The sequence below is a fragment of the Sphingomonas sp. NPDC019816 genome, from assembly GCF_050274375.1.
GTDB lineage: Bacteria > Pseudomonadota > Alphaproteobacteria > Sphingomonadales > Sphingomonadaceae > Sphingomonas.
The window spans coordinates 1-24087 of record NZ_JBNNOB010000009.1 but is presented as its reverse complement, the minus strand read 5'-3'; the positions used below and the strand labels follow the sequence as shown (position 1 = coordinate 24087).

Here is a 24087-nt window from a genome sequence, read left to right as displayed (position 1 = left end):
CACCGCGATGAACCAGACCGACCTGAACCATCTCCACCGCTGCGTCGCGCTCGCCGCGCAAGCGGTGGAGGCCGGCGATGCGCCGTTCGGCTCCATCCTCGTCTCCGGCGACGGCGCGGTGTTGTTCGAGGATCGCAACCGTATCGGTGGCGGCGATCCGACCCGCCATCCCGAATTCGCGATCGTGCGCTGGGCGGTCGAGCATCTGTCCCCCGAGGACCGGCGTGCGGCGACCGTCTATACCTCGGGCGAGCATTGCGCGATGTGCGCCGCCGCGCATGGCCTCGCGGGTCTGGGGCGGATCGTCTATGCCAGCTCGACCGCGCAACTGACCCGCTGGATGGAGGAGCTGGGCAAACCGCCACTCGGCATCACGCCGCTTCCGATCACGGCGGTGATCGAGGATGCCGAGGTCGAGGGGCCGGTCGAGGCGCTGGCCGACACGATCCGCGCGCTCCACGCCCGCTCCCGCGCCTGAACGCGCCTGCCCTTCGCCGCTGACGCAGGACGTCACACCGCCAGGTCGTTGGCCTCGACATGCTCGGCGATCGCACCGGCGGTGGTCCACCAGATGCGCGGATCGTCCGCCCGGCGCAGTTCCTCCAGAACCCGCGCGAGCGGCGGCACCCGGTGCGCCTGCCCCATGATATAGGGATGGAGCGCGATGCCCAGCACCAGCGGCCGACGATCGGCTTCGGTCAGCAATTGCGTGACCGCGTCACGGATCATGGCGGCGAAACCGGTCGCCTCCTGCTGCCGCTGGATCACGGCGGGCAGGTCGTTGATCTCCTGCGAATAGGGGACCGACAACAGGTCGCCGTGCCTGGTCGCCATCCGCGTCGGCTGATCGTCATGCGCCCAGTCCATGACATAACGGTAGCCGGCCGCCTTCAGCAGATCGGGTGTCGCCGCGCTTTCCGAAATCCACGGCCCCAGCCAGCCGGTCGGGCGCGTACCCAGCGCGGCCAGCCGATCGGTCACATCGTCGATCATCGCCCGTTCGTCCGTCGCTGAGAGCGCGCCCTGCGCCTTGGCGTTAGTGCGGCCATGCGCGGCGATCTCGTCACCCCGGTCGCGACACGCCTCCGCCAGTCCGGGGCAGCGATCGAGGACTACCGCATTCAGCAGCGCCGTCGTCTTCAATTCCAACCGGTCGAACATATCGAACAGCCGCCACGCGCCGACCCGGTTGCCATAGTCGCGCCAGGCATAGTTCATGACATCGGGTTCGGTCTGCGACGGCGCAAGTTCGGGGCCCAGCCCGCCATCGAAGTCGAACACCTCGTAATTGACGCCGAAATAGATGGCCAGCCGCCGCCCGCCCGGCCAGTCATAGACGGGGCGTTGGGTGATGGCACGGAAAGGGTAACGCCCCGGTTCGGACTGGTTCATGACGGCTGAACGCCGCCGCGCCGGAATGGATGCCCGCCCGGCGCATGGCATCGCGGCGGTGGGTCGAGGTCGAAGATCGTATCATCTGACACTTGACTTGCATGGGCGATCGGGTGCTGATCGATGCGAAAACCGCTGATCCCAGGACAGATATGAAACGCCTCGCCCTCGCCGTCGCCCTGCTCGCCTCCTCCGCTGCCATCGCCCAGAGCGGCACCCTGTCGGGCGTCGACAAGGCGCTGATGGACGACAGCGTCAAGCCCGGCGACAATTTCGACGATTATGCCAATGGGACATGGCGCAAGACCGCGCAGATCCCGGCCGACCGCTCCGCGATCGGCGTCGGCCTGGACGTCTCGCTGAAGGCCGAGGCGCGCAACGCCGCGATCATCAAGGGCGCCGCGGCCGCCAAGAGCGCGCCGGGCAGCGACCAGCAGCGGATCGCGGACTATTACGCCGCCTTTGTGGACACCGCCGGCATCGAGGCGCGCGGGCTGAGGCCGATTCAGGGCGATCTAGCGGCGATCGCCGCGATCAGGGACAAGCGCGCCCTGTCGGCCGCGATCGGCGCGGCGATGCGCTCGGACACCGATCCCTTCAACAATAACAATTATGCCAGCACCAACAATCTGTTCGGCCTGTTCGTCAGCCAGGATCTGAACCGGCCGACGCGCAACGTTCCCTATCTGATGCAGGGCGGCCTGGGCCTGCCCGACCGCGACTATTACCTGTCCGACAAGCCGGACATGGCCGAGATCCGCACCGCCTATCGCGCCTATCTGACGCAATTGATGCAGCTTGCCGGCCTGTCCGATCCGCAAGGACGCGCCGATCGCGTCTTCGCGCTGGAGATGAAGATCGCCGCCGCGCAGACCGACATCATCGCCAGCCAGGATGCGCACAAGGGCGACAATCCCTGGACCCGCGCCGATTTCACCACGCGCGCGCCCGGCATGGACTGGAACGCCTTCTGGACGGCGGCGGGCATGCCCGCGAACCAGCGCGATTTCATCGCCTGGCAGCCTGAGGCGATCACCAAGCTGTCGGCCCTGGTCGCCAGCGAGCCGCTGCAAAGCTGGCAGGACTGGCTGGCTTTCCACACCGTCAACCAGGTGACCAGCGTGTTGCCCAAGGCGATCAACGACGCCTCGTTCGACTTTTACGGCCGCACGCTGACCGGCACGCCGGCGCAGCAGCCGCGCGACAAGCGCGGGATCGCGGCGGTCAACGGCGCGCTGGGCGAAGCGGTCGGCAAAATCTATGCCCAGCGCTATTTCCCGGCCTCGTCCAAGGTCGAGATCCAGAAGATGGTCGCCAACATCGTCGCCGCCTTCGACCGGCGCATCGCCGCGCTCGACTGGATGGCGCCCGCGACCAAGGCGGAGGCGCGGCGCAAGCTGGCCGTGCTGAAGGTCGGCGTCGGCTATCCCGACCATTGGTGGAATTACCCGATCTATGCCGTGCGTGCCGACGATCCCGTCGGCAACGCGCAGCGCGCCAAGCTGTCCCTCTACCGCTACCACCTGTCGAAGCTGGGCAAGCCGGTCGATCGCAGCGAATGGTGGATGACGCCGCAGACGGTGAACGCGGTCAACCTGCCGCTACAGAACGCGCTGAACTTCCCGGCTGCGATCCTGGAGAGCCCCTATTTCGACCCCAGGTTCGACGCCGCCGCCAATTACGGCGCGATCGGATCGGTGATCGGGCATGAGATCAGCCACAGCTTCGATAACCTGGGCAGCGATTTCGACTCGACCGGGCGGCTGCACAATTGGTGGACGCCGGCCGACCTCGCCCGGTTCGAGGCGGCGGGCAAAGCGCTGGTCGCGCAGTATGACGCCTATGAGGCGCTGCCCGGCCTGCACCTCAATGGCGAACAGGAACTGGGGGAGAACATCGCCGACGTCGCCGGCCTGACCGCCGCGTTCGAGGCCTATCACGCCTCGCTGGGCGGCAAGCCGGCACCGGTCATCGACGGCCTGACCGGCGACCAGCGCTTCTTCCTAGCCTTTGCCCAGAGCTGGCGCACCAAGATGCGCGATAAGGCGCTGCGCGCGCGTATCGCAACCGATGTCCATGCCCCCGCCCCCTGGCGCGTGCTGACGGTGCGCAATCTCGACGGCTGGTACGCCCCCTTCCAGGTGAAGCCGGGACAGAAGCTGTACCTGACGCCCGAAAAGCGCGTCCACGTCTGGTAAGCGCGCACGGACCGAAGCGGGGCCCTAGAGCGACAGGCCCCGCTTCGCCATTTCCACGCCCGCCATGTCGGCCAGCGGCGTCGCGGGTTCGCCCGCGAAGATATCCGCCAGGTCGAGCAAATCCTCGTCGCTCAGGGCGACGACCGACGCCTCGATCCTGGCGATGGTCCGCGCCGTCGTCGCGTGATGATCCGCGATACGCTTCATGCGTGTCTTCAACATGGCAAGCCCTATCGCACCTTTCCGCGCGTCATGAGAAGCCGGTCGAGCGTTACCGGGACGAAATCGTGCACATCGACCCCGACGTCGAACTGGCGCGGCATGGGCTTCAATCGCCCATGGCTATGGCCATGCAGGTTCAGCGCGCCCTTGTGCTGCCCGTTCCAGCTGCGAAAGGGATAATGGCACAGCACGAGCGCGCGGTCGCCCAGCGTCAGTTCGGCATAGTCGCCGACGCTGGCCCAGCCGGGCGCCGTCAGGGTCGCGTCGGGATCGTTGTTGCCGCGCAGCAGGTGCTTGGTGCCATGGAGCCGCGCCAGGATGTCCGGCACATCCGCCGGCCGCCACGCGACATCGCCCAGATGCCAGACGACGTCCCCCGGCGCGACGACGCTGTTCCACCGTTCGATCATCGCGGCGTCCATCTCCGCGACGCTGGCGAACGGGCGCTTTTGAATGTTGATGGTGCGGTGATCGCCGAAATGCGTGTCGGCGGTGAAGAAGACCGTCATGTCCAGTACAGTATGCGCGCCGAGGGCAGCGCCGTCGCGATCCCGTCCTCGAAGAAGGCACGCAACGTGCGCATCGTGTCGGCATCGTAGACCTGCTTTTCGGTGCCGAACTTGGTGTGCTTGGTCACGCGGTTCCGGGGGCCCATGTCGAGCGACGAGCCCGGATACCAGCTGTCGAGCACCGCCTTCGATCCGCTGGTGAAGCGATGGGTGATCAGCTCGATGGTCAGGTCCAGATCGGGAAGATCCGCCAGCGCCGCCCCCGCCTGGGTCAGCAATTCGCCATACGCCTCACGCCATCCCTCGGCCGCGATGATCGGCGCGATGGTCAGCCCGACCGGATAGCCCGCCAGCGCCATCCGGCGAAGCGCCGCCAGCCGGTCGGCGACGGGCGACGTACCGCCCTCGAAGCGCGCGAACATACGCGGGTTGATCGATGCGCGCATCCGCGTCCGCCGCTGATGATCGAGCGCGAGCAGCGGTGCGACGTCGGCGAATTTGCTGGTGAAGCGCAGCTGCGCCGGCGCCTCCCACCGACCGAACCACGCGATCGCCGCCGACAGGGAGCCGGTGATCGGCTCCAGCGCCAGCGGATCGGTGTAGCAGGACGCCTCGAACGTGGTGCCTTCCTGCGCGCGGGTCCTGCTGCGCGAGGTGATCGTCCCCTGCCCCAGATAGGCGGGAAGCGCGTCCAGTATCTCATCCAGATTGGCATAGACGCGCGTGATCGGCGGCCCCTTAAGCGAACCCGCCAGATAGCAATAGCTGCAATGCGCCGGACATCCCTCGGCCAGATCGACGCGCCAGTCCGCGCTGGGGGCGATGGGTTGCAAGCGGCGCTTGGACGGCGGCGCGACCACCACCGCCAATGTCGACTTGGCGGCGGCATAGGCGCGGCGCGGATCGTCGGGCAGCCCCAGGGCCAGGCGGTCACCGGGCAGCGTGACGACATCGACACCCCAGGCGGCGGCACGCTCGGCGATGGCCCGACCATGCGCGAAGGCCATCGCCGAGCGCGTGATCAACATCCGGCGCGGCCGCCATGCCGGCCGTTGGGTCTGTTTGGGGTCCGCCAAGCTCGCCATCCCCGCCCAACGATCCACGACCGGCATATGGTCCGCCGAAAACCACGACGGTCGCCGCGTGGCTTTTTCCGCCTTGTGAGGGACTTAATCGGACACGACCACGAACCATCCGGCGATCGGCGGCGTTATGACCGCTCACAACCGAGGGGCCAGCGTGCCGCATTTTCTGATAGCCCAGAGCGAACTGCCCGAAGAACGCGAGGCCCGGCGCCGGCGCGCGGGCAAGAGCTCGGGCGAAACCTATGCCGCGACGCTGGCGCAAATGCGCCCGGGTGCCAACACCACCATCGTCTCACCGACCGATGACGACACCCCGACCTTCACGGTCGAGCGGCTGGCACGGTTCGACGCGGTATTCCTGACGGGATCGCCGATGCACGTCTATGACGACGGGCCCGAGGTACGGCGACAGCTGGAATTCATGCGCCGGGTCTTTGCCAGCGGCACGCCCTCGTTCGGATCGTGCGCCGGTCTTCAGATCGCGGTGGCGGCGGCGGGCGGGCGGGTGCGCAAGATGCCCGAGCGGATGGAGGCCGGCATCGCCCGCCGCATCAGCGCGACCGAGGCGGGCCGCACCCACCCTCTGCTGGCAGGCCGCCCGCCAAGTTGGGACGCCGCCGCGCTCCATGGCGACGAGGTCCTGGAACTACCCGCCGGCGCGACGCTCCTCGCCAGCAATGCCGTGACGCAGGTACAGGCCGCCGAAATACGTCATGACGGCGGCGTGTTCTGGGGCGTGCAATATCACCCCGAACTGGCGTTGCGCGAGATCGCGATCGCCATTGCCGCCCAGGCCGACGAGCTGGTCGAAGCGGGTCTCGCCGACAGCGAAGACGATGTCGAGGCGCGCGCCCGCGACATCGACGCGCTGCACGACGCCCCGGAAAGCCGCGCCTTGCACTGGCGGCTGGGCGTCGACGGCGAATTCGCCGAGGAACGGCTCCGCCGCCGCGAGATCGCCAATTTCCTGGCGAGCCTGCCCGATCTCCGAACCGATTAGGGGCTGTCCCGGCCGCCCCCTAGCGGGTCAGGACGGCCGGACGGTCTTCATGATATCGTCGATCAGGCTTTCGATCCCGTCGCCGCGCGCCATCGCCTGATAGTTGACGATCACCCGGTGGCGCAGGACGGGCCGCGCGATCGCGGCGATGTCGTCGCAGCTGACGGCGAAGCGGTTGTCCAGCAGGCACTGGACCTTCGCCGCGAGGATCAGGCTCTGGACGCCGCGTGGCGATGCGCCCAGCGCCACGCCGCGCTGGACCGATTCCGGGGCATAGGCGCTGCCCGGCTGGGTCGCCATCACCAGGCGGATGGCATAGCCCTTCGCCACTTCGGGCACCGGCACCTGCCGCACCACGTCGCGAAGGCGGCACAGCGTGGCGGCATCGGTCACCGGGTCGATCGCCACCGGCTCGCCACCCGTCGTACGGTCGATGATGGCGTGATATTCCGCCTCGGTCGGATAGCCGACCAGCAGCTTGAACAGGAAGCGGTCGAGCTGCGCCTCGGGCAACGGATAGGTGCCCTCCTGATCGACCGGGTTTTGCGTCGCCATCACGCAGAAGGGCTCGGGCATCTTCAGCGTGCGGCGACCGACCGTGACCTGCCGTTCCTGCATCACCTCCAGCAGCGCCGACTGGGTCTTGGGCGTGGCGCGGTTGATTTCGTCCGCCAGCACCAGATTGGCGACGATCGGCCCCTGCTGGAAGGTCAGCTCATGGCCGCCGCCCTCGGCCTCGGTCAGCATGGTGGTGCCGATGATGTCGGCGGGCATCATGTCGGGGGTGAACTGGATGCGCGAGAAAGGCAGGTCGACCGCGCGGCTGATCGAATTGATCAGCATCGTCTTGCCCAACCCCGGCACACCTTCCAGCAGGACATGCCCCCCCGCCATCAATGCGGTCAGGACGCCGTCGATCACATCCTCTTGCCCCACCATCATCCGGCGGACCTGATCGCGGATGGCGTGGAATACCGTCCGAAACTCGTCCGCCTGTTCGCGTGCGACCTGGGCCTGATCGATCATGGGCATGGATAAGGGGCTCAAATGAGAGAGATAGACGCGCAAGGTGACACGTCCGGCTTGCACCAGCCTTGCATGTCAGTCGCCCTCGACCAGTTGATAGCCGACACCGCGTACCGACAGGATCTTCACCGTGCCGGTCTTGGTCGCCAGCGCCTTGCGTAACCGGGAAATGATCGATTCCAGCGAGTTGCCGTTGACGAACTTGTCATAGCCATAGACGCGCGCCTCCAGCGTCTCGCGGCGGACCAGCGCCCCGTCCCGCATCATCAGCGCGGCGAGGACGAGGGCCTCCGACCGACGCAGCGACATCGGCGCGTCGTTGACGAAGAAGCCCCCACCTTCGACATCGTGCAGGATGGGACCGAAACGGCGCATCTCGCGCGTCTTGTGCAGGTCGTGCCGGAGCGCGACGCGTATGCGCGCCACCAGTTCGCGCGGCTCGAACGGCTTGGCGATATAGTCGTGCGCGCCCAGTTCTAGCCCGGTCACCTTGTCATCGATCCCGGCCAGGGCGGACAGGAGCAGAAAGCGCTGCGGTCGCTTCTTCGCCTCGGCATAGCCGATCAGCGAGACGCCGTCGCCATCGGGCAGCAACCGGTCCAGCAACACCAGGTCGAATTCATTGTCGAGCAGCGCGTCCTGCGCCACCGCCAGCGTATCGGCCCGGTCGACGACGAAACCCTGCCGCTCCAGATAAGCGGTCAGGGTCTCGGCCACGTCGCCGTCATCTTCTACCAACAGCAATCTCATCGCGGCCAGCCTATACGACCGGATGAGCGGAAGCGAGGTCGACGACGCCGTGATGCGGTCGCAGACCCCATGGCCTCAGAAGGTCATGCGCGCGGTCAGGACCACGCTGCGTCCCTCGATATTATAGCGTGCGGTATCATAGGGCAGGTAATCGACCACCGTGAACGGCGCCTGCGCCTTCAGGATGTTGCGGCCCGCCAGTTGGAGGTTGAGGTTCTTCGACACCACCCACGACACCGACAGGTCGACCGTGGTCAGCGGCGCGACGCGGGTGATCAGATCGGGGTTCAGCTGAACGCCGGCGGCAAAGTCCGAGAAGTAATCGTTGAGGTAGCTGGGGGTATGATAGACGAAGACATTCGTGCTGACCGTGCCGACATTCCACTGGAGCGAGCCGACGATCTTGTACTTGTCGACGCCCAGGATACGACCGCGCTGGTCGAGCTTCTGCGTGTCGGTCAGGCCCGTCGTCTCGGCGACCATATTGTCGAGATAGACGATCTTGGGCTGGAAAGTGCCGATGTCCGTCGAGAACAGGTAGCTCGCTTCATACGTCATGGATTCATAATTGGACCCGATGATGTTGTAGCGGAAATTGTTGAACTGCGTCACCTTGCCATTGGCGGCGCGCGGATAGAATTGCTGCAGCTTCAGGATATCGAGATAGGGCAGATAATAGCCCAGTTCGCGCGTCGTCGCGAACTGATTGCGGATGCGGTTGCGGTTATACGTGACGGCCAGGTTCAGACCCGACAGGAACCCGGTGGGCTGCCACGTCGCGCTGAAAATCTGCTGGCGCGAGGTTTCGGGCCGCAGGTCGGGATTGGCACCCTGTACCAAAGGCACGACATAGGAGCCGGGTCGTCCGCGAAGGCAATCCGTCGTGCAGGTGTAGAGCGGGTCACCGGCGATGACCGTCTGGAACGTTTGCGTGCCGGTCAAGGCGAACAACTGGGTGGGCGGCGGCGCCTTGAACCCGCGCGTGAACTTGGCGCGAATGTCGATCGTGTTGGTTGGCGACCACAGCACGCCCCAGGCCGGCGTGGTGCGCGCGAACTCGTTCTTGCCGTAGATGATCTCGCCGCCGCGATCGACCGGCACGTTGTTGACCGTGCCGATGGCGCCGGTGCTGCTCGTCACGTCGCGGCGCAGCGCGATGTTGAACAGCAAGCGCTTGGCGAGCGGCAGATCATAACCGCGCCCCAGGATCGGCAGGTTGACCTCGCCGAAAAAGGCGTAGCGGTCGGATCCGGGGTTCGGGCCGGCGATATTGCTGATCGCTTCGTTCTTGATGCTGTTGCGCGAATATTCCGCACCCGCCGCATAGGTCAGCGATCCCCCGGGCAACGCGATCAATTCGCCGTTCAGCCGCGCCTCGACATTGTCGAGCTTGTTGCCGAGGTCATCGACCACATAGGGATAGAAGAAATCGGATATTGGAGAGCCGCCGCCGTTCGTGGTGCTTTTCCACGGATTGAAGGCGATGTTGGGATCGCTGCTCGACAGGGCCAGACACTGGCGCGCGACCGCCGCCTTATAGGCCTCCAGCCGGTTGGCGGGAATACGGTTGTTGGCCAGCTGGAAATTATAGCAGGAATAGCCGGTCGGCGACTTGGTATCGCGGTTGAAGCTGATGCCCGCCAGCCCCAGCTGCTGCCCCCGTCCCTCGGTCGTGCTCTCGGACTTGGTGTAGATCAGCTGAAGCTTCGCGGCCTTGCCGAAGTCGTAACCCACCCCGCCATTGACGTTCCAGTTGACCGACGTGTTGCGAACGTCGCCGGCGACCAGCGAACCATCGGCCAGTTCGGCCTCCGGGAAATAATTGACGCGGCTCGCCCAGGAGAACTGGCTGAGGCCGAAGGCCGGGAACGGATTGTAATATTGGCCCGGTGCCAGATCGATTCCGATACCGCCGAAGACGGCGTTGGTCTGCGAATTACGCGACCGTGAATACAGGCCGGTACCGAAAACGCGCAGGCGGTCGGTGATCTTCTGGTCGAAGGTCACGGTGGCGCTGACCGAACGGGTGCGCGGCCCGGCGAATTCCGCCACATAGTCGCGCGCACCGGCCAGGCCGACCTCGATCAGGTCGGATCGCTTGGGGGCGCCAACAAAGCCCTTGGGCACGGTCAACCCGGTCTGCGGCTTGATGAGATCGAAGGTGACCGGGTCGTAGATCGCCGGCTGGACCGCATTGGCCGGCTGGGTGCCCGTGGCGAAATTGCGGCGGTCATAGAAGCTGTTGCCGCCATATCGCGAAGAATAGTTGTTGGTCACATAACCGGTCTTGGCGTTCACGATCGGCTCGATCGCGCCGAATTCCAGGCTGGCCGACGCGCTGCCGCTGCCCCAGGCGCGGCCGGTATACAGGCTGATCCGCGTGTCGCGCGCGCCCGAGCTGGTCTCCTTGCGCGACGCCGAGATGGTGGTCCCGACGTAATTCTTCTTCAGGATGAAGTTGATGACGCCGCCCATGGCATCGGCACCATAGATCGCCGCCTGACCGCCATTGCTGATCTCGACCCGCTCGATCGCGTTCAGCGGGATGCCGTTGAGGTTGGCATAGCCCTGCTCGATACCCGCCGCGCCCGCGATCCGGCGTCCGTTGACCAGGATCAGCGTATTGCCCGCGCCCACGCCGCCCAGATTGGCGGCCGACACGCCCAGCCCGCCGACATCGGAAATGATGCTGGAGCCCCCCGGCCCGGCGGTCGTCGACAAGGGCCCCCGCCCCCGGCTGTTGGTGATGGCGCCGATCGTCGCGACGTTCTGCGGCAGGGTGCGGATCAGTTCCTCGACGGTGGTGACGCCGCGATCGCGGATCTCCTTGGCGTCGATGACCGTCAGCCGCGTCGTCTGGTCGCCGTCGCGCAGGCGGCTGCCGGTGACCAGGATGTCGTCGCTGCCCTTGGTCTTGGCGATGACCGGTGTCTGATAGCGGCGCAGTTCGGCCTCATCGGCCCGCGCCTCGGCATCGCCGGCCCGGGCGGCCGGCGCATCGCTCCGCTCGACATTCTTGCGCGCCTGCTCCTCGTCGGCGGCATCGCTGTTCTGCGGGACCGGGACGACACCCGTCAGGGGATCGACCTGGTCGGGCTTCGGCGATGGAGACGGCACCTGCTGTGCGACCGCGGTGCCGGCGGTGACGAAATAGGCGATGAGCGAACACGCGCCCAAAAAGGCTGACTTCTTCATGATCGTACCCCCCATAGATACTATGATCGCCAGCGTTCGGAGCGGCGGGGCCGGGGTCTATCGCCCGGTCACCCGCATCACGAGACGCTGCTCTATGACAGGCACAAGGTGCGTGACGAGGCTTGCACCAACCTTGCAGAATGCGAATTCAAATATCGCGTCATGCCGCACATGCGAAATAGTCTGTTCCATAATCGGCCGGCAATGCGCCAAAAGGCCCTTATGACACGAACGTCATGGCGAATTCCGCACCGCCGTCCTCGACGTTGCGCGCCGTCATCGTACCACCGTGAAGCCGGACGATCGCCGCGACGATCGCCAGCCCCAGGCCATAGCCGCGCCGCGCGGAAACCGGCCGGGCGAACGGTTCGAACAGCGTTTCGGGCTCGATATCGCCAAAGCCCGGGCCATGATCGCGCACCGTGATCCGCCCGTCCGCGTCGATCGCCACCCGCACCGACGTGCCTGGGGGCGCGAAGGACACCGCATTGTCGACCAGATTGGCGATGGCCGATTCGATGAGGGTGGCGTCGCCCGGAATCTCGAACGCCTCCGTCACGCTGTCCAGGATCAGGGTGACGTCGCCCTGATCGGCCATGATGGCGCGCCCCTTGATGACCTTGGCGGCGGACGCGACCAGATCGGTGAAGCCCGTCACGTCGCGGCGATTGCCGATGCTCATCAGGGTCAGCAACTGGTTGACCAAGCGGGTCAGCCGCCGCACGTCGCCGACGAGCTTGTCCTTCTGCCTGCCCTCCTCCATCAATTCCAGGCGGGTGCGCAACACGGTCAGGGGGGTGCGCATCTCATGCGCCGCCGCCGACAGGAAGAAGGTCGCACGTCGCTGCGCGGTGTCGACCTGCCCGATCAGGTGGTTGACCGCGCGAACCAGTGGCAGGATCTCGTTGGCGACGCCCTTTTCGGGGAGCAGCGCGTCCAGCCGCTGCGGATCGATCGAGCGGGCCAGCCGGGCCACGCGGCGGATCGACCACATGTGCAGCGAGAAGATCACCGCGAAGATCAGGAACACCCCGCCCGCCGCCAATAGGAAATTGCCGCTGAACGCCCATAGCCACCGGCCGCGCGCGCCACCGAGGGATTGGGAGGACTCGATGATTACCGGGCGGCGCAGGCCGTGATATTCGAAATAGGTCACTTCCCGGCACATGCGGAACGAGGCGTAGCCATCGCCATTCCGGCCATCGATGATCTTCTCGCCCTGTGTGCAGATGTCGGGATCGGCCAGCGCGCGGTGGACCCGCTCCAGCGCGGCGAACCCGAACCGACGGAAGAACACCGATGGCCCGTTGCCGAAGTGCCGCTCGCCAACCTGGACATGGAAGCGGAATTCGGGGTTGCGCGCCTCGACCTCGCGGATGAAGTCGTCGCGGGTGATGTCCGACACGTCGGACGGATCGTCCCGCACCGCGATCATGAACTGCGCCAGCACGCTGCGCACCTCGGCCTCTGTGGCTTGCAGCGGCGGCGCCACCTCGACCTGCACCGGCATATCGCCCAGGGGCCGGATCACGAAGGCATAGAGCCCCCATCCCAGGAAGATCGACGTCAGCACGAGCATCTGCGCGAACATCGACTTTCGCCAGTTCCAGACGCGCCGCACCATGCCCACCCCCGTCGTCCCCCGCCTCAGCGCGCCGTGCCCCCCTCAAGCGGGGGCAGCGGCGGCAGATCGCCCCCGTTCGGCCCCAGCTTCCGCTTTTCCAGGATTTGCGCAAGCATCGCATGGACGCGCCGCTGTTCGTTCGCATCCGGCCAGAGCCGGATCGCCGCCACCATCCGCGCCATCGCGTCCGACAGATCATCGACGGCGTCGAGCGGTCCGGCCGGATAGAGCATCTGGACGAAGCCGGCGGCCAGCATCGCCTCCGCCTGGGGCAACAGCCCGCCGCGCGCATAGACACGGGCCGCCACGATCCGCCCTTCCGCCGCCATCACCGGCATCCGGCGCAGCCGCGCGTCTAGCGCCGTGCCATCCTCGGCGGACAGCCGGGCATCGGTACGATCGGCGAGCGCCAGCAGGCGCAGCACCTGATCGGCATCGGCCTTGTCCGCGCGCAGATCGGCCAGCAGGGCCTGGGCCCGCGCCGCGCCCTCGCCGCGCCGGGCCGGGCCATAGGCGATCACGTCGTAGAGCGTCTGCTGCCGGGCCTGCCCCTCTGGCGCCATGACGCCGGGATACAGCCGCAGCTCGGCGGTCATCGCGGGCTCGGCCAGCAGCGCGGCGGCCGCGCCCTGCCCCTTGGTCGCCGCCGCCAGCGTATAGACGAGCGCACGGCGTCCCCGCCCGGTATCGCCTTCGGTGGCGATCGCGTTGGAATGACGCCACAGCGCCCGCATGATCCGGGGCGGCGGGGCGGTGTCGCCCTTGGCGGGGGTCAGCAGCGGAGCGAGCGTGGCGTCGTCGCCCGTCCTGACCGGCGCGGTGCCGCGCCCCTGCCGCGCCTCGACCGCGACCAGCGCGGGGCGCGACGGATCATGGCGCAGATACGCGTCATAGACCGTGGCGAACAGCCCGGCCGTGCCGCCACCCCCGCCGCGCCCCCGCATCGCGCGCGCGCGATTGAGCAGTGCGACCAGCCAGTCGGGATCGTCGGGATCGACCTGCGCCGCCGTCGCCACCGCGTTCGCCTGTTCCGCCTGGCCGAGCAGGCGATACACCATCGCCAGCATCGTCGCGCTAGACCGGTCGTCGGGATGCCCCGCGACATAGTCTGCGAGCGCGGGGGCGAGCGCCCCCCAGTCCGCCTTGTCGACATACAGTGCCAGCAGGCGTTCGCGATAGGCCGGGTTGGTCGGATCGAGGGCGATCATCCGCTTGGTCAGCGCCAGCCGCTGGTCGGGCGTGGTCTGGCCGTCCTGAACCGCGAACCGTTGATAGACCTCGACGGCCGTCTTCGGGTCGGGGTTCGGATCGGCCAGGAACGCCTCGATCTGCTGACGATGGACATCGGGGAAGTGGCTGGCGATGGCGCGGTCCAGCCAGGGCGTCTGCTGCCCGTTGGCTCGCATCGCCTCGCCCATGGTCGCGAGTTGGACGAACGCCTGTCGCTTGTCCCCGGCATACCAGCGGTCGAGCACGACCGGCAGCGCGGCGCTGTCGGCATAGCGTGCCGCGACGGCCCTCGCCGCGCCCAGCACGACGTCGCGATTGGCGGGAAGCGCCTCGAACTGGAGCAGTCGCGCCGCCAGTGGCGCACCGCTGCGCGCCCGAGGATCGCGGACGACCGCGATGTCGCGGTCCAGCACGGCGGTCAGTCGCGCCTTCTGCGCGGCGTCCAGCGGACGGCGGAGCAGACCGGTGAGCGCCAGGTCGCTCAGTCCCGAATCCCCATCGCCCCGAACCAGCTGGGCGACCAGCCCGTCGTAAAGCGTGATGAGCTGATCGGCCGAAAACTGATCGAGCCATTCCATGCCGCCGCCGCCCCGCCGCCGCGATACGGTCAGGCTGATGCCCATGGGCCGGTTGCCCTGGGCGATCGTCAGCCGCACCAGCGCGTCGGGCGACAATAAAGGCGCACCCGCCACCTTCTCCAGCCTTGCGTAACGATCGGGCGCGGCGCGGAACAGGTCGAACAGGATGCCGTCGCGCGCCGGCGACGCCTGAAGCGGCGCCAGCACCCATTCGCGGAAGCGATCGGGCGGCAGCATGTCGAGCGCGTCGCTGAGCAACAACAGATAGAGCGGTCGTCGGAAGCCGGCCTCCGGCGTGCTACGCGCTTTTTCCTCGACCGCCAGCGCCGCGCCCAGCACGGCCTGCGCCGCCGCCCGGTCGCCGCGCGACAGGGCCAGCACCAGCGCAAGCTCGTCATTACCGGTATCGCCCGCCTGCACCCGCAACGCCGCCCAGGGCCAGTCGGGCGCGGCGGCCAGCGCCTCTCCACCACGCCCCGTCAGGTGACGGCGGAGCATCGCGTCGCGCCGATAGGCCGGATCGCCGGCGAAGCGACTGTCGAGCGTTGCGTCCCACCCCGCCAGCGCCGCGCCGCCATATCCGGCATCCACGATACGGTGGCCCAGATCGACCAGCAGCGCCAGGCGGGGATGATCCGCCAGCGCACCGGGGCTGGCGGCATCGACCCGCGCCATCTCGGTGGTGAAACGCCGCGCCAGATCGGTCAGCATCGGCTCGGCGGCGCTCGCCTCGGCGGGCCAGTTGAGCAACAGCCCCTCGACCATCGTCGGGTAATAACGGCGCACGTCCAGCCCGCGCTCGTCGCGCTCACGCATCGGGGTCAGCGGCTGGCGGGCGAGGAGCGTGCGCAGCCCCCGCCAATACCAGCCCCGGGCCAGCGCATCCTCGCCCGCACGTTCCTGCAGGATCGCGGTCTTGACCAGCAGGTCGAAATTGGACTGGTCCTGCAACAGCGCGCGGGCATAGTTGGTCAGCGCCTGGGCCGGACGGCCGGCGGCGGCATAGGCATCGCCCTTCGCCTCGTCGACATTCACCAGCCCGCCCAAACCGTTCATCATCGCAAAGGCGCGCTCGGCCCCCGCCTCGTCGCCTTGCGTCAGCAGGGTACGGGCCAGATCGGCGTAGAGATCGGGCGGGAAGGATTTGCCGAGCGCCAGCAGACGCCGGGCATAGATCAGCTTGCGACGCGGATCGCCGATGATCTCCACCGATCCGCCGTCATTGGCGCCCCCACCGCTCAGCGTCGCCAGTTCGCGAAGCACGAAACCGCGCTGCTCGCCCGCCCCCGGCACGGTCGCCTCGGTGGCGCGGATCTGAAGGTCGAGATCGGCATCCGCCGCCGCGATATCCGACAACAGGCCGAGCAGCCGGGGCGTCGCGCCGTCCTGCGCGATCCGTTCCAGCACCCGCCGCCTGGCCCAGTCGAGCACGCCGTCGGCGCCCGCCTCGTCATCCGCCGCGCCAGAGGCCATGTCGATCACCGCATCGATGGCCGGCACGAACGCGCGCCCATCGCCATGCTCGGCGGCATATTGCAACAGGCCGATCGCCGCGCCGCGCCGCCGCTGGCGCCGGAGCTCGGTCGCCAGCCGCGACAGCGCATCCGGGTCGTCGGGTCGCGCCGCCAGCCCTTCGCGCAATTGTCGGATCGCCTGATCGTCGAGATCGGCCTGCGCATAGACCGTCGCCTTGAATGCATAAGCGTCCGCACCGCTTGCATCGGTGAGCTGCGCCATCAACCGGTCCAGCTCCTGCTGACGCTGCGCGGCCGAGTCAGTGCCATCGTCATGCCGCAGCCGGGTGAGGATCAGCTGGCGGACATGCGCATCGCGATTGCCGGGGTCGAGCGCGATCAAACGGGACAGCGTCGCGTCCAGCCGGTCATAGTCGCGCACCCGCGCATAAAGCTGTGCCAGCTGGTTCAGGGCCGCCACCTCGCCCTGGCCGCTGCGCGTGGCGAAACGGCGAACCGCCTCGGCCGCGGCATCGGGCCTGTTCTGCGCCAGCCGCAGCGCGACCAGCAGGTCGATCTCGCCGGGGCGGATCGTGCCCGCGTCCAGCCGCGCGCTGATCTCGCGCGCGATCGGCTCCAGCCGGTTCATCCGCGTGGCGAGCGCGACGATCTGCCGCTCGATGACGTTGCGGCGCGCCGGCAGCGTGGTATCCGCCCAAAGCGCGCGCCAGCGGGCCAGCGCCTCGTCGTCGTCTCCCGCCTCGGCGGCCAGCTGCGCGATGCGGGCGCGGATATCGTAGCCGGACGACCCCTTCACCTCCAGTCGCTTCAACAGCGCCAGCGCCTGTGCGGGCCGCCCCAGCCGTTCATAGCCATCGGCGACATCGGCCAGCAGCAGCCCGCCCGTGTCACCCCGCTCGACCGCCTGCAATTCGCCCAGCGCCCCGGCGACGTCGCCGCGATCGAGATAGGTCTCGAACAGGAACAGATGCGTCGCCGTCGCCACCGCCGGATCGCCGGCGCTGCCCGCCAGCATCGCGACCGCCTGATCCTGAAGGCCCATGCCGATCATCGCGCGCGCCCCCGCCGTCAGCACCTCGGCGCGCCCGCGATTGGCGGCGAACAGCTGTCGCCAGACCGACAGCGCCTGCGCCTCGTCACCTTGCGTCAGATAGAGCGCGGCGAGCCGGGCATAGAGGTCGACCTGATGCGGATCGGCGGCGATCAGGCGACGATATTCCGCCTGCGCCGCCACCCGGTCGCCCGACAGGTCGAGTACACCCGTCAGGCGGCGGCGCAGGTCGGGACTTTTCGATTGCTCGATCGCCGTGATGGCGGGCCGGATCCGCCCCATCTCCAGCAGCAGGTCGACCCTGGCGTTCGCCACCGGCTCGCTGGCGGGCAGGGTGTCGAGAAAGGCGAGCGCACCGGCCAGATCGCCGGCATCGCGATACGCCTCGACCACCAGCGCCAGCGCGTAACGGCGGTCGTCGGGACTGGTCGCGGCGGCCAGCGCGGCCTTGGCAGCATCGCGGGCCGGCCCCGCCTCCCCCGCCGCCAGCGCCCATTGCGCCGTCGTCAACCGGTCCGCCACGCTGCCACCCGCCCCCGCCAGGCCGAGCGCCGCCTTGGGTCGGCCCAGCAATGCGAGAATATCCGCCAGGCGACGCCGCTCGGCGACGGGCGTGCCCTTGGCATAGTCCAGGAGCGTGTCGGGGCGACGAACGGCATCGATGATCGCGAGGCGCAGCGCGATCCGCTGCTGGATCAAAGAGTCGCGTTCCAGCGCGACCGCCCGGCGATAAAGCGGAACCGCCTCGACCACTCGGCCCAACGCGTCGAGCAGTTCGGCCTTCAGGCGATAGCCGTCCGCCCCCGCCTCGGCCGCCAGCGCCGCATCGACCGCCGCCAGCGCACAATCCCGGTCCCCGTCCTGCCAGAGCAGTTCGGCGCGCAGCCGTCCCGCCGCCGCACGCGCCGCCGGCGATCCGCTCCGCGTCAGCGCCTCCAGCCGGGTCAGGACGGATGCCAGTTCGCCGCGCCGCACGCTCGCGCGGTACAGCCGGTCCGCCGCCGCCGCATCCGTGCGGTTCGCCGTCACCAATGCGGACAGGTCTTCACCCGCCTGCGCCCGCGCCCAGGATGGACAGGTCAGGCTGGTCGACAGCGTGAGCGCGAGAAACAGCGGTCGCAAGGCCGCCCGGCGGGGGGAGAAGCGGATCATCGTATTCCTGCGGTGCGGCGCGTGGGCCAGCGCCGATAGCCAATGTCGAACAGATAGAGCGCCAGCGCGACCAGCGCGAGCCACGGCCAGAGGTCGATGGCGCGCAGGCCGCCGATCCGCTGCACCACCCCTGTTGCGACGGCGGGATCGTCGCGATGCCATCCCCCGGTGCGCGTCGACAGCGTGGCCAGTGGCAGCGCCATGAAGTCCGCCATCGCATCGACCGGCCGAACGTCGGAATGAGCGGGGTCGGCAGCGCGTGCGACATCGTGGCCGTCGCGCACCTCGACGCGCGCGACCGCCCCGCCCGGCCAGGCGATGTCGGCCTTAAACAGGCCCGGCGCGCGTTCCTCGACATCCCGGATACGGCGCAGCGGCCGGCCATCGGCATCGACCAGCATGATCGTGGGCACCCCGCCACCGACACTGTCGGCGCCGGAACGCCGTACGGTGACGGTCAGCCGGTCGAAGCGACGGGTCGTGTCGACCGCCAGATCGGCCTGAGTCCGCGCGGTCACCGCCAGCAGCCGCGCCAGCCAGCGCCCATAATCCGACCAACCGCGCCAGCTCGCCGTGCCCACGCCCAGCGGCTCGGTCATCATCGCCGTGACGCGGCCGCTGCCCACGGGCCAGCTCGACACGATCGGGTCGCCGCCATCGGTGCGCAACAGCGTCTCGGCCTCCGCCCGCGCGCGCGTCTGGACATAACCCGACAGCGGCGGCGGTGCGCTCAACCGGGCGCCGTCCGACCAGCCCGCCGGCGCCTGCCGACGTACCGCCACCCGGCCGCTGCGATAACCGGGATCGGGCCGGGTCTGCGGCTGCTTGAAATCGATCTCGACCAGATTGAATTCGTCGGGCACCGAATAGAAGCGGCCGCGTCCCACCCGGGCCCAATCGGCCATGCTCTTCTCGTCATCGACCTGCCCGCCGACCGCGACGGTCGAGACGTTGATCCGGTTCTCCGCGATATGGCGCAACAGCTGCTGGTACCGGTCCTCGGCCACCCCGCCATCCGAGATGACCAAGATGTGCTTGTAGCGCGCGTCGAGGTCCTTCAGCCCGTAGAACGCCTCCTGTAGCGCGGGGAACAGGACGCTGGCCCCCTGCGCCTGCATCCGGCCGATCGCGCGCTCGACATCGGGCAGGTCGGTCGCGTGATGCATCGGCACCGACCATTGGCGCGCGCCATAGAACTCGACCACGCCGACCCAGTCATTGCCGTTCAGCTTGCGCACCGTCTGGCGCGCGACCTGCTTGGCGAGGTCGAGCCGATCGCCCTGCATCGACCCCGAACTGTCGATCACGATCGCCAGCGCGACGCTGGGGCGGATCTGCTTGTCCTGCGCGCGCGCGGTGACCGGCAGCGCGGCGCCCAGCGGCGTCCCGGCATAGCCCCCCGCCCCGAACGCCGCCATGCCGCCCGACACGAACAGGCCGGTCCCGTCGCGCGCCACCGCGCGGTTCAGACGCTGCTGGACCAGCGCCGGCAGCTGCGCGGCGGGCAGGTCGTCGACCATCACCACCGGCCAACGCGCCGGATCGACCCCGCCCGACAGCGTGGCGGGCGCGCGCTGGTCGACGATGAAGCTGCGGCCGAGCAGTTGCTGGAGCCGCGCCGCGGCGCCCTGTTGCCGCTCGCCCAGATACAGAAGACGGCGTGGCGCCTGGATCGCCGCCAGCGTCTCGAAGCCCCCGTCTCCGTCGAGTTCGACGCGAAGCGGCAGGAACCCGGCGCGATCGGTGGGAATGTCCAGCGGGACATGGGCTTCCCCCTCCACTGTGAAGGGACTGCCGCCGGCCAGCCGCCGGCCGCCGCTGAACACGGCGAGGCTGTGGGGCCCACCATCGCCCTCCACCACGACATCGGCGCGCAGGGTCTCGCCCGCCCGCGCCGGTGCCATCCGCACGTCCGCGATGAACGCGGCACGCGGGGCTGCGGGAACCGCGACGCTGTTGACGGGGATCCGGCGCGCGATCAGCGCGGCAATCCCGTCTTGCCAATGGCTGTCGGTCGACAGGCCGTTGCCGATTACCGTCACCGCGCCGCCTGAGCCGAGCGGGATCGCGTCCGCCGCTGCGCGCAGCGCGTGCGACAGCGATCCGTCCGATATGATGCGGCGTCCCTGGCTGGTCCCACCCAGCTGGATCACCACCGACCTGGCATCGCGGGGCGCGGTCGCCATCACCCGGCCCAGCGCACGCCGCGCCGCCGCCTGCCCCGCCGTCCCCAGAACGGCACGCTGGTCCAGGATATAGACCTGACGCCCCGCACCGGCGCGCCGCACCAGACTGGGCTGCATCATCGCCAGGATCAGGCAGGCGAATACCGCCGCCCGCAACGCCGCCTGCCCCCAGCGCGGCCGCGTCCGCATCGGCCACCAGAGCAGCGGCGGGACGAGCAGGAACAGCCAGGCGGCAGTCGGATAGAGAAAGGTGATGCTCACGTCCGTCCGGCCCTCAAGGAATTGCGCGCCGCTGCACCAGCCACCACTCGACGCCGAGCAGCGCGCCCGCCGTGAGCAGCAACAGCACGAACGGCAGGTCGGACGGCCACACGCCGCCGCCATGCGTCACCGCCGGGCGCGCGCTCGTGTCTGCGGCGGCCAGCGTGGTGGCGCGATCGGTCAGCGATGGGGGGATTTCGTTCTTGTCCGTCGGCGCCGCCAGCGGGTCGTTATCCCCCGCCGCCTGGACGACGGAACGCCATGGCTGCCGGCCCGCGAGCCAATGGAGACTGCGGCTGACGAAGATCGGCATGGCGGGGCTCTGTATGAACGGCGAGGGCGGGGCGAACATCGCGCGCCAGGCCGTGACCCGGCGCTGCGGCGCATCGCGGACGTCCACGCCGACCGGGCGGCGCAGCGCGTCGGCCAGCGCCCCGGCATCGAGCTGGGCCAGCCCCAGCGTATCCAGACGCGTCGCGACCGCGCCGCGTTCGGCTTCGTCTGGCCCGGCGAAGGTAAAGGCCTGCGCCGCCGCGTCGGACAGAACGAGCGCGGGCCGCCCCGCTCCTTCGGTCGAACGGGCGTCCCCGACGACCAGTCGGGCCTTCGCCGCCGGAACCACCGTCAGCGACGGGTCCGCCGCCACCGCCGCCCGGATGGCGGGCGGCGTACCGTCCAGCAGCGCGATCCCGATCGGGCGGCGGTCCGGCACACGGATCGCGGCCTGGTCATCCGCGGTGAAGCCATCGCCCCGGCGCAGCGTCACGCCGACCACGCCGCCGGCCGCGTCGATATCGCGCGCGATATAGCGACCGCCGCCCAGCGCCTCGATCCGTGCCGGCGTGAAGCCGCGCCCATCGACCGTCCAGCGCAGGTCCGCCATGGTCGGCGCCGGGGCATCGGCCGCTGCCACCGTGACCAGCAGGTCCGCCTTGCCGACCTGGCCCGACGCCGCCGGGGTCACCCCAAGTGCGACGATGCCGCGATTACCGGGCACCGGATCGGCCAGATAGCCGTAACGCAGCGCCGCCGACCGGGGCACCGCCCGCGCCGCGCCCCAAGCGCCGTAATAGCGTATCGTGGCCGTGCTCGCCCCTTGCATCCAGGTCCTGAAATCCGAGGGCCTGGGTTCGGCCGACACCATGTCCAGCCGCCGTGACAGCAGGGACACGCTCTCCCCCGGCGCGAGCAGGCGGGTGCCGACCGCATCGCCCAGGATCACCTCCCGGCGATCGGCCGGGGTGGCCCGCACATCGGCAAGCAATGCCCGCTTGGCAGCCGCGAGGTCGCCGCCCGCTGTCAGGAGCGCCGAATTGTCGAGATAGAAGCGCTGCATGCCACCCTCCGCCGGGCTCGGGGACCATTGCGGATGCGCCGCCGCGATCCACAGCAGCAGCGCGATCGCAAGGATCAGCAGATAGGCCAGCCAATAGCGGAACCGGCCGCCCAGCACACGCACCGGCGCGTCGCGCATCGCCTGCGCCCACAGGCCCGCCGTGGGCAGCCGCAGCACCCGACGCCGGGCGCGAAGCCGCTGCAGCAGGAAAACGATCCCCGCGAGCGCGACCATGCCCGCCAGCGTCACCGGCCAGCCGAACTGGGTGAAGCTCATGGCAGCACATTCCCCTTGGCCAGCATCGGCATCAGCTGGTCGAGCACGTCGGCATCGGCGTCCATGCGGATCAGCGTGGCGCCGCGCCGCCGCGCGAAGGCATCGAGGCTGTCGGCGAAATCGCGATAGGCGACGCGATATCGCTCGATCAGGTCGGGCGTCACCGTCACGCTCGCGCCGTCATGCTCGCCATCCTCGATCACCAGATCGCCGTCCAGGTCGGGGAGCAATGTCGGGTCGGCATCCCAGGCGCGGGTCATCTGTACCAGCAACAGCCGGTGCGGCAACGTCTCCAGCGCCTCCAGCACGCCGTCCACCCCGTCATCGTCGAAGAAGTCGGAGACCAGGATCACCAGCCCCCGGCGCAAGCGCATCGTCGCCAGCTTCCCCACCGCCGCCGCCAATCCTGTCCGCCCCGCCGCCGTCTGGTCCGCCAACGCCCGTGCGACACGCGCGATGCCGCCCTTGCCCGACACGTTCCGCATGGCGGTGCCCATATCGCCCCCCACCGTCATCAGGCTGACCGCGTCATGCTGCCCCAGCGCGGCGGCGGCGAGCGCCAGCACACTTCGCATCGCGGGGCCGATGCGCGGCGGGCTCTCGACGAACATGCTGTGCGATACGTCCAGCAGGATATAGACCGGCAGGTCCTGCCGCTCCTCGAACACCCGGACGAACGCCTTGCCGAGCCGACGATAGATGTTCCAGTCGATCGCGCGCAGATCGTCGCCCGCGACATAGGGTTTGAAGTCGGCGAAGTCCGATCCCTGCCCGCGCGCCGCCGTTCGCTGATCGGCGAGGCGGCCGCCCTTTTGCGCCGCCGCGATGCGCAGCGTCAGGGCATTCACCCGTTCCAGGAAGACGGGGTCGAACAGTTCGTCGAAGCCGGGCGCGGCGGACGGGCTCATCGTTCCACTCCCGGCCGGGCGAAATAGCGTTCGAGTAGACGATCCTCCTGCGCGCTGCGGTTCCGTTCGGCCACGGTCGCGCCCGGTCCCCGCCCCACGCCGCGCGACTGGGCGGCGACCATGCCCGATGCCATGGCGCGCGGCGGCGCGTTGCGGGTCGTGCTGCTGACCGCGCCGGCATTGACCGTCCCGATCACCCGGTCCTCCATGGGCACCGCGAGCATCAACGCGGACGATCCGCGTGCACGCTTCACCCCTTCCTGCCCGTCGCCGCGATTGGATCCCTGTTGCCCATTGTTGCTGGCGCGCCCCGAACTGCCCGACCCTTGCGATTGCTGGCCCGACTGTTGCCGGTTGCGCGCGCCGGACGGCTGTTGATCCTGGTTCCCCCCCGGATTGCGCGGGGCGGGCGGCGCGCCGGCCGGCGCGGACAGACCCGCCGCCGCGCTGTTCTGCGCGCCCTGTGGCGGCGTGGCGCGGCTTTCGGGCGCGGTCGCCTGAACGTCACCGGACGGCTTCGCATCCCCCTCGCGCTGCTCGCCCGTGCCCCGGCCTGGCTGTTGCGCGCCGTCCGCCTTGCCCATGGCCCCGGCGGCCTCGCGGCCCCCCGCCCGCCCGGTCCCCGACGCGGCC

15 protein-coding genes and 1 pseudogene are annotated in these 24087 nt (G+C 68.9%); 3 read left to right on the top strand and 13 right to left on the bottom strand.

Annotated features, from left to right (window positions below; genetic code table 11):
* The first annotated feature begins 7 nt into the window (after positions 1-7).
* Entirely contained in the window at positions 8-478 is a 471-nt protein-coding gene (locus tag ACQKJZ_RS02575) for a nucleoside deaminase (protein WP_427729863.1), read from the top strand.
* Positions 479-510: 32 nt separating this feature from the next.
* Here ACQKJZ_RS02575 and ACQKJZ_RS02570 read toward each other — a convergent pair whose 3' ends face one another.
* Positions 511-1392, bottom strand: coding sequence for a polysaccharide deacetylase family protein (locus tag ACQKJZ_RS02570; protein ID WP_427729862.1), 882 nt, complete (start codon positions 1390-1392; stop codon positions 511-513).
* 152 nt (positions 1393-1544) lie between these two features.
* On the opposite strand from ACQKJZ_RS02570, the gene ACQKJZ_RS02565 reads away from it, so the two are divergent.
* On the top strand, positions 1545-3590 hold the full coding sequence (locus ACQKJZ_RS02565; RefSeq protein WP_427729861.1) for a M13 family metallopeptidase: 2046 nt from the start codon (positions 1545-1547) through the stop codon (positions 3588-3590).
* Positions 3591-3614: 24 nt separating this feature from the next.
* On the opposite strand, the gene ACQKJZ_RS02560 is transcribed toward ACQKJZ_RS02565, so the two are convergent.
* From ACQKJZ_RS02560 to ACQKJZ_RS02550, 3 genes are read right to left on the bottom strand one after another with little or no spacing between them, the layout of a single operon-like run.
* The gene (locus ACQKJZ_RS02560; protein ID WP_312488551.1) at positions 3615-3812 is read right to left on the bottom strand and encodes a hypothetical protein; all 198 of its coding nucleotides are present in this window, start codon (positions 3810-3812) and stop codon (positions 3615-3617) included.
* An 8-nt stretch (positions 3813-3820) separates the two neighbouring features.
* Complete coding sequence (locus tag ACQKJZ_RS02555; protein WP_427729860.1) at positions 3821-4321, bottom strand: metallophosphoesterase family protein; 501 nt, start codon at positions 4319-4321, stop codon at positions 3821-3823.
* Entirely contained in the window at positions 4318-5349 is a 1032-nt protein-coding gene (locus tag ACQKJZ_RS02550) for a radical SAM protein (RefSeq protein ID WP_427729859.1), read from the bottom strand. The genes ACQKJZ_RS02555 and ACQKJZ_RS02550 overlap by 4 nt, the downstream gene beginning before the upstream one ends.
* Positions 5350-5560: 211 nt before the next feature.
* Between ACQKJZ_RS02550 and ACQKJZ_RS02545 the strand changes: the two genes are divergently transcribed.
* The gene (locus ACQKJZ_RS02545) at positions 5561-6406 is read left to right on the top strand and encodes a type 1 glutamine amidotransferase (protein WP_427729858.1); all 846 of its coding nucleotides are present in this window, start codon (positions 5561-5563) and stop codon (positions 6404-6406) included.
* A gap of 27 nt (positions 6407-6433) precedes the next feature.
* Here the strand turns inward: ACQKJZ_RS02545 and ACQKJZ_RS02540 are convergent, their stop codons facing one another.
* The 9 genes and pseudogenes from ACQKJZ_RS02540 to ACQKJZ_RS02500 form a co-directional block, all read right to left on the bottom strand.
* Complete coding sequence (locus tag ACQKJZ_RS02540; protein ID WP_312488555.1) at positions 6434-7438, bottom strand: AAA family ATPase; 1005 nt, start codon at positions 7436-7438, stop codon at positions 6434-6436.
* 69 nt (positions 7439-7507) lie between these two features.
* A complete protein-coding gene (locus ACQKJZ_RS02535; RefSeq protein ID WP_312488556.1) occupies positions 7508-8182 on the bottom strand; it encodes a response regulator transcription factor in 675 nt (224 codons plus the stop codon).
* 75 nt (positions 8183-8257) lie between these two features.
* Complete coding sequence (locus ACQKJZ_RS02530; protein ID WP_427729857.1) at positions 8258-11377, bottom strand: TonB-dependent receptor domain-containing protein; 3120 nt, start codon at positions 11375-11377, stop codon at positions 8258-8260.
* Positions 11378-11597: 220 nt separating this feature from the next.
* A complete protein-coding gene (locus tag ACQKJZ_RS02525) occupies positions 11598-13001 on the bottom strand; it encodes a sensor histidine kinase (RefSeq protein ID WP_312488560.1) in 1404 nt (467 codons plus the stop codon).
* Positions 13002-13024: 23 nt separating this feature from the next.
* Positions 13025-18487 carry a hypothetical protein gene (locus tag ACQKJZ_RS02520; RefSeq protein ID WP_427729856.1) on the bottom strand — a complete coding sequence of 1821 codons (5463 nt, stop codon included), beginning with the start codon at positions 18485-18487 and terminating at the stop codon, positions 13025-13027.
* On the bottom strand, positions 18484-20934 hold the full coding sequence (locus ACQKJZ_RS02515; RefSeq protein ID WP_427729855.1) for a VWA domain-containing protein: 2451 nt from the start codon (positions 20932-20934) through the stop codon (positions 18484-18486). Before ACQKJZ_RS02515 ends, ACQKJZ_RS02520 begins: the two co-directional genes overlap by 4 nt.
* 13 nt (positions 20935-20947) lie before the next feature.
* A complete protein-coding gene (locus ACQKJZ_RS02510) occupies positions 20948-22546 on the bottom strand; it encodes a hypothetical protein (protein WP_427729854.1) in 1599 nt (532 codons plus the stop codon).
* Positions 22543-23454, bottom strand: a complete 912-nt coding sequence (locus ACQKJZ_RS02505; protein ID WP_427729853.1) for a DUF58 domain-containing protein — start codon at positions 23452-23454, stop codon at positions 22543-22545. The genes ACQKJZ_RS02510 and ACQKJZ_RS02505 overlap by 4 nt, the downstream gene beginning before the upstream one ends.
* Positions 23451-24087 (bottom strand): annotated as a pseudogene (locus ACQKJZ_RS02500) (hypothetical protein); the annotation flags it as partial. The pseudogene ACQKJZ_RS02500 and the gene ACQKJZ_RS02505, both read right to left, overlap by 4 nt.

Coding starts and splice junctions, on each gene's coding strand:
- ACQKJZ_RS02510 (WP_427729854.1), bottom strand. CDS start 22,546: ATGAGCTTCACCCAGTTCGGCTGGCCGGTGACGCTGGCGGGCATGGTC.
- ACQKJZ_RS02575 (WP_427729863.1), top strand. CDS start 8: ATGAACCAGACCGACCTGAACCATCTCCACCGCTGCGTCGCGCTCGCC.
- ACQKJZ_RS02570 (WP_427729862.1), bottom strand. CDS start 1,392: ATGAACCAGTCCGAACCGGGGCGTTACCCTTTCCGTGCCATCACCCAA.
- ACQKJZ_RS02505 (WP_427729853.1), bottom strand. CDS start 23,454: ATGAGCCCGTCCGCCGCGCCCGGCTTCGACGAACTGTTCGACCCCGTC.
- ACQKJZ_RS02540 (WP_312488555.1), bottom strand. CDS start 7,438: ATGCCCATGATCGATCAGGCCCAGGTCGCACGCGAACAGGCGGACGAG.
- ACQKJZ_RS02530 (WP_427729857.1), bottom strand. CDS start 11,377: ATGAAGAAGTCAGCCTTTTTGGGCGCGTGTTCGCTCATCGCCTATTTC.
- ACQKJZ_RS02565 (WP_427729861.1), top strand. CDS start 1,545: ATGAAACGCCTCGCCCTCGCCGTCGCCCTGCTCGCCTCCTCCGCTGCC.
- ACQKJZ_RS02535 (WP_312488556.1), bottom strand. CDS start 8,182: ATGAGATTGCTGTTGGTAGAAGATGACGGCGACGTGGCCGAGACCCTG.
- ACQKJZ_RS02555 (WP_427729860.1), bottom strand. CDS start 4,321: ATGACGGTCTTCTTCACCGCCGACACGCATTTCGGCGATCACCGCACC.
- ACQKJZ_RS02520 (WP_427729856.1), bottom strand. CDS start 18,487: ATGATCCGCTTCTCCCCCCGCCGGGCGGCCTTGCGACCGCTGTTTCTC.
- ACQKJZ_RS02550 (WP_427729859.1), bottom strand. CDS start 5,349: ATGTTGATCACGCGCTCGGCGATGGCCTTCGCGCATGGTCGGGCCATC.
- ACQKJZ_RS02560 (WP_312488551.1), bottom strand. CDS start 3,812: ATGTTGAAGACACGCATGAAGCGTATCGCGGATCATCACGCGACGACG.
- ACQKJZ_RS02525 (WP_312488560.1), bottom strand. CDS start 13,001: ATGGTGCGGCGCGTCTGGAACTGGCGAAAGTCGATGTTCGCGCAGATG.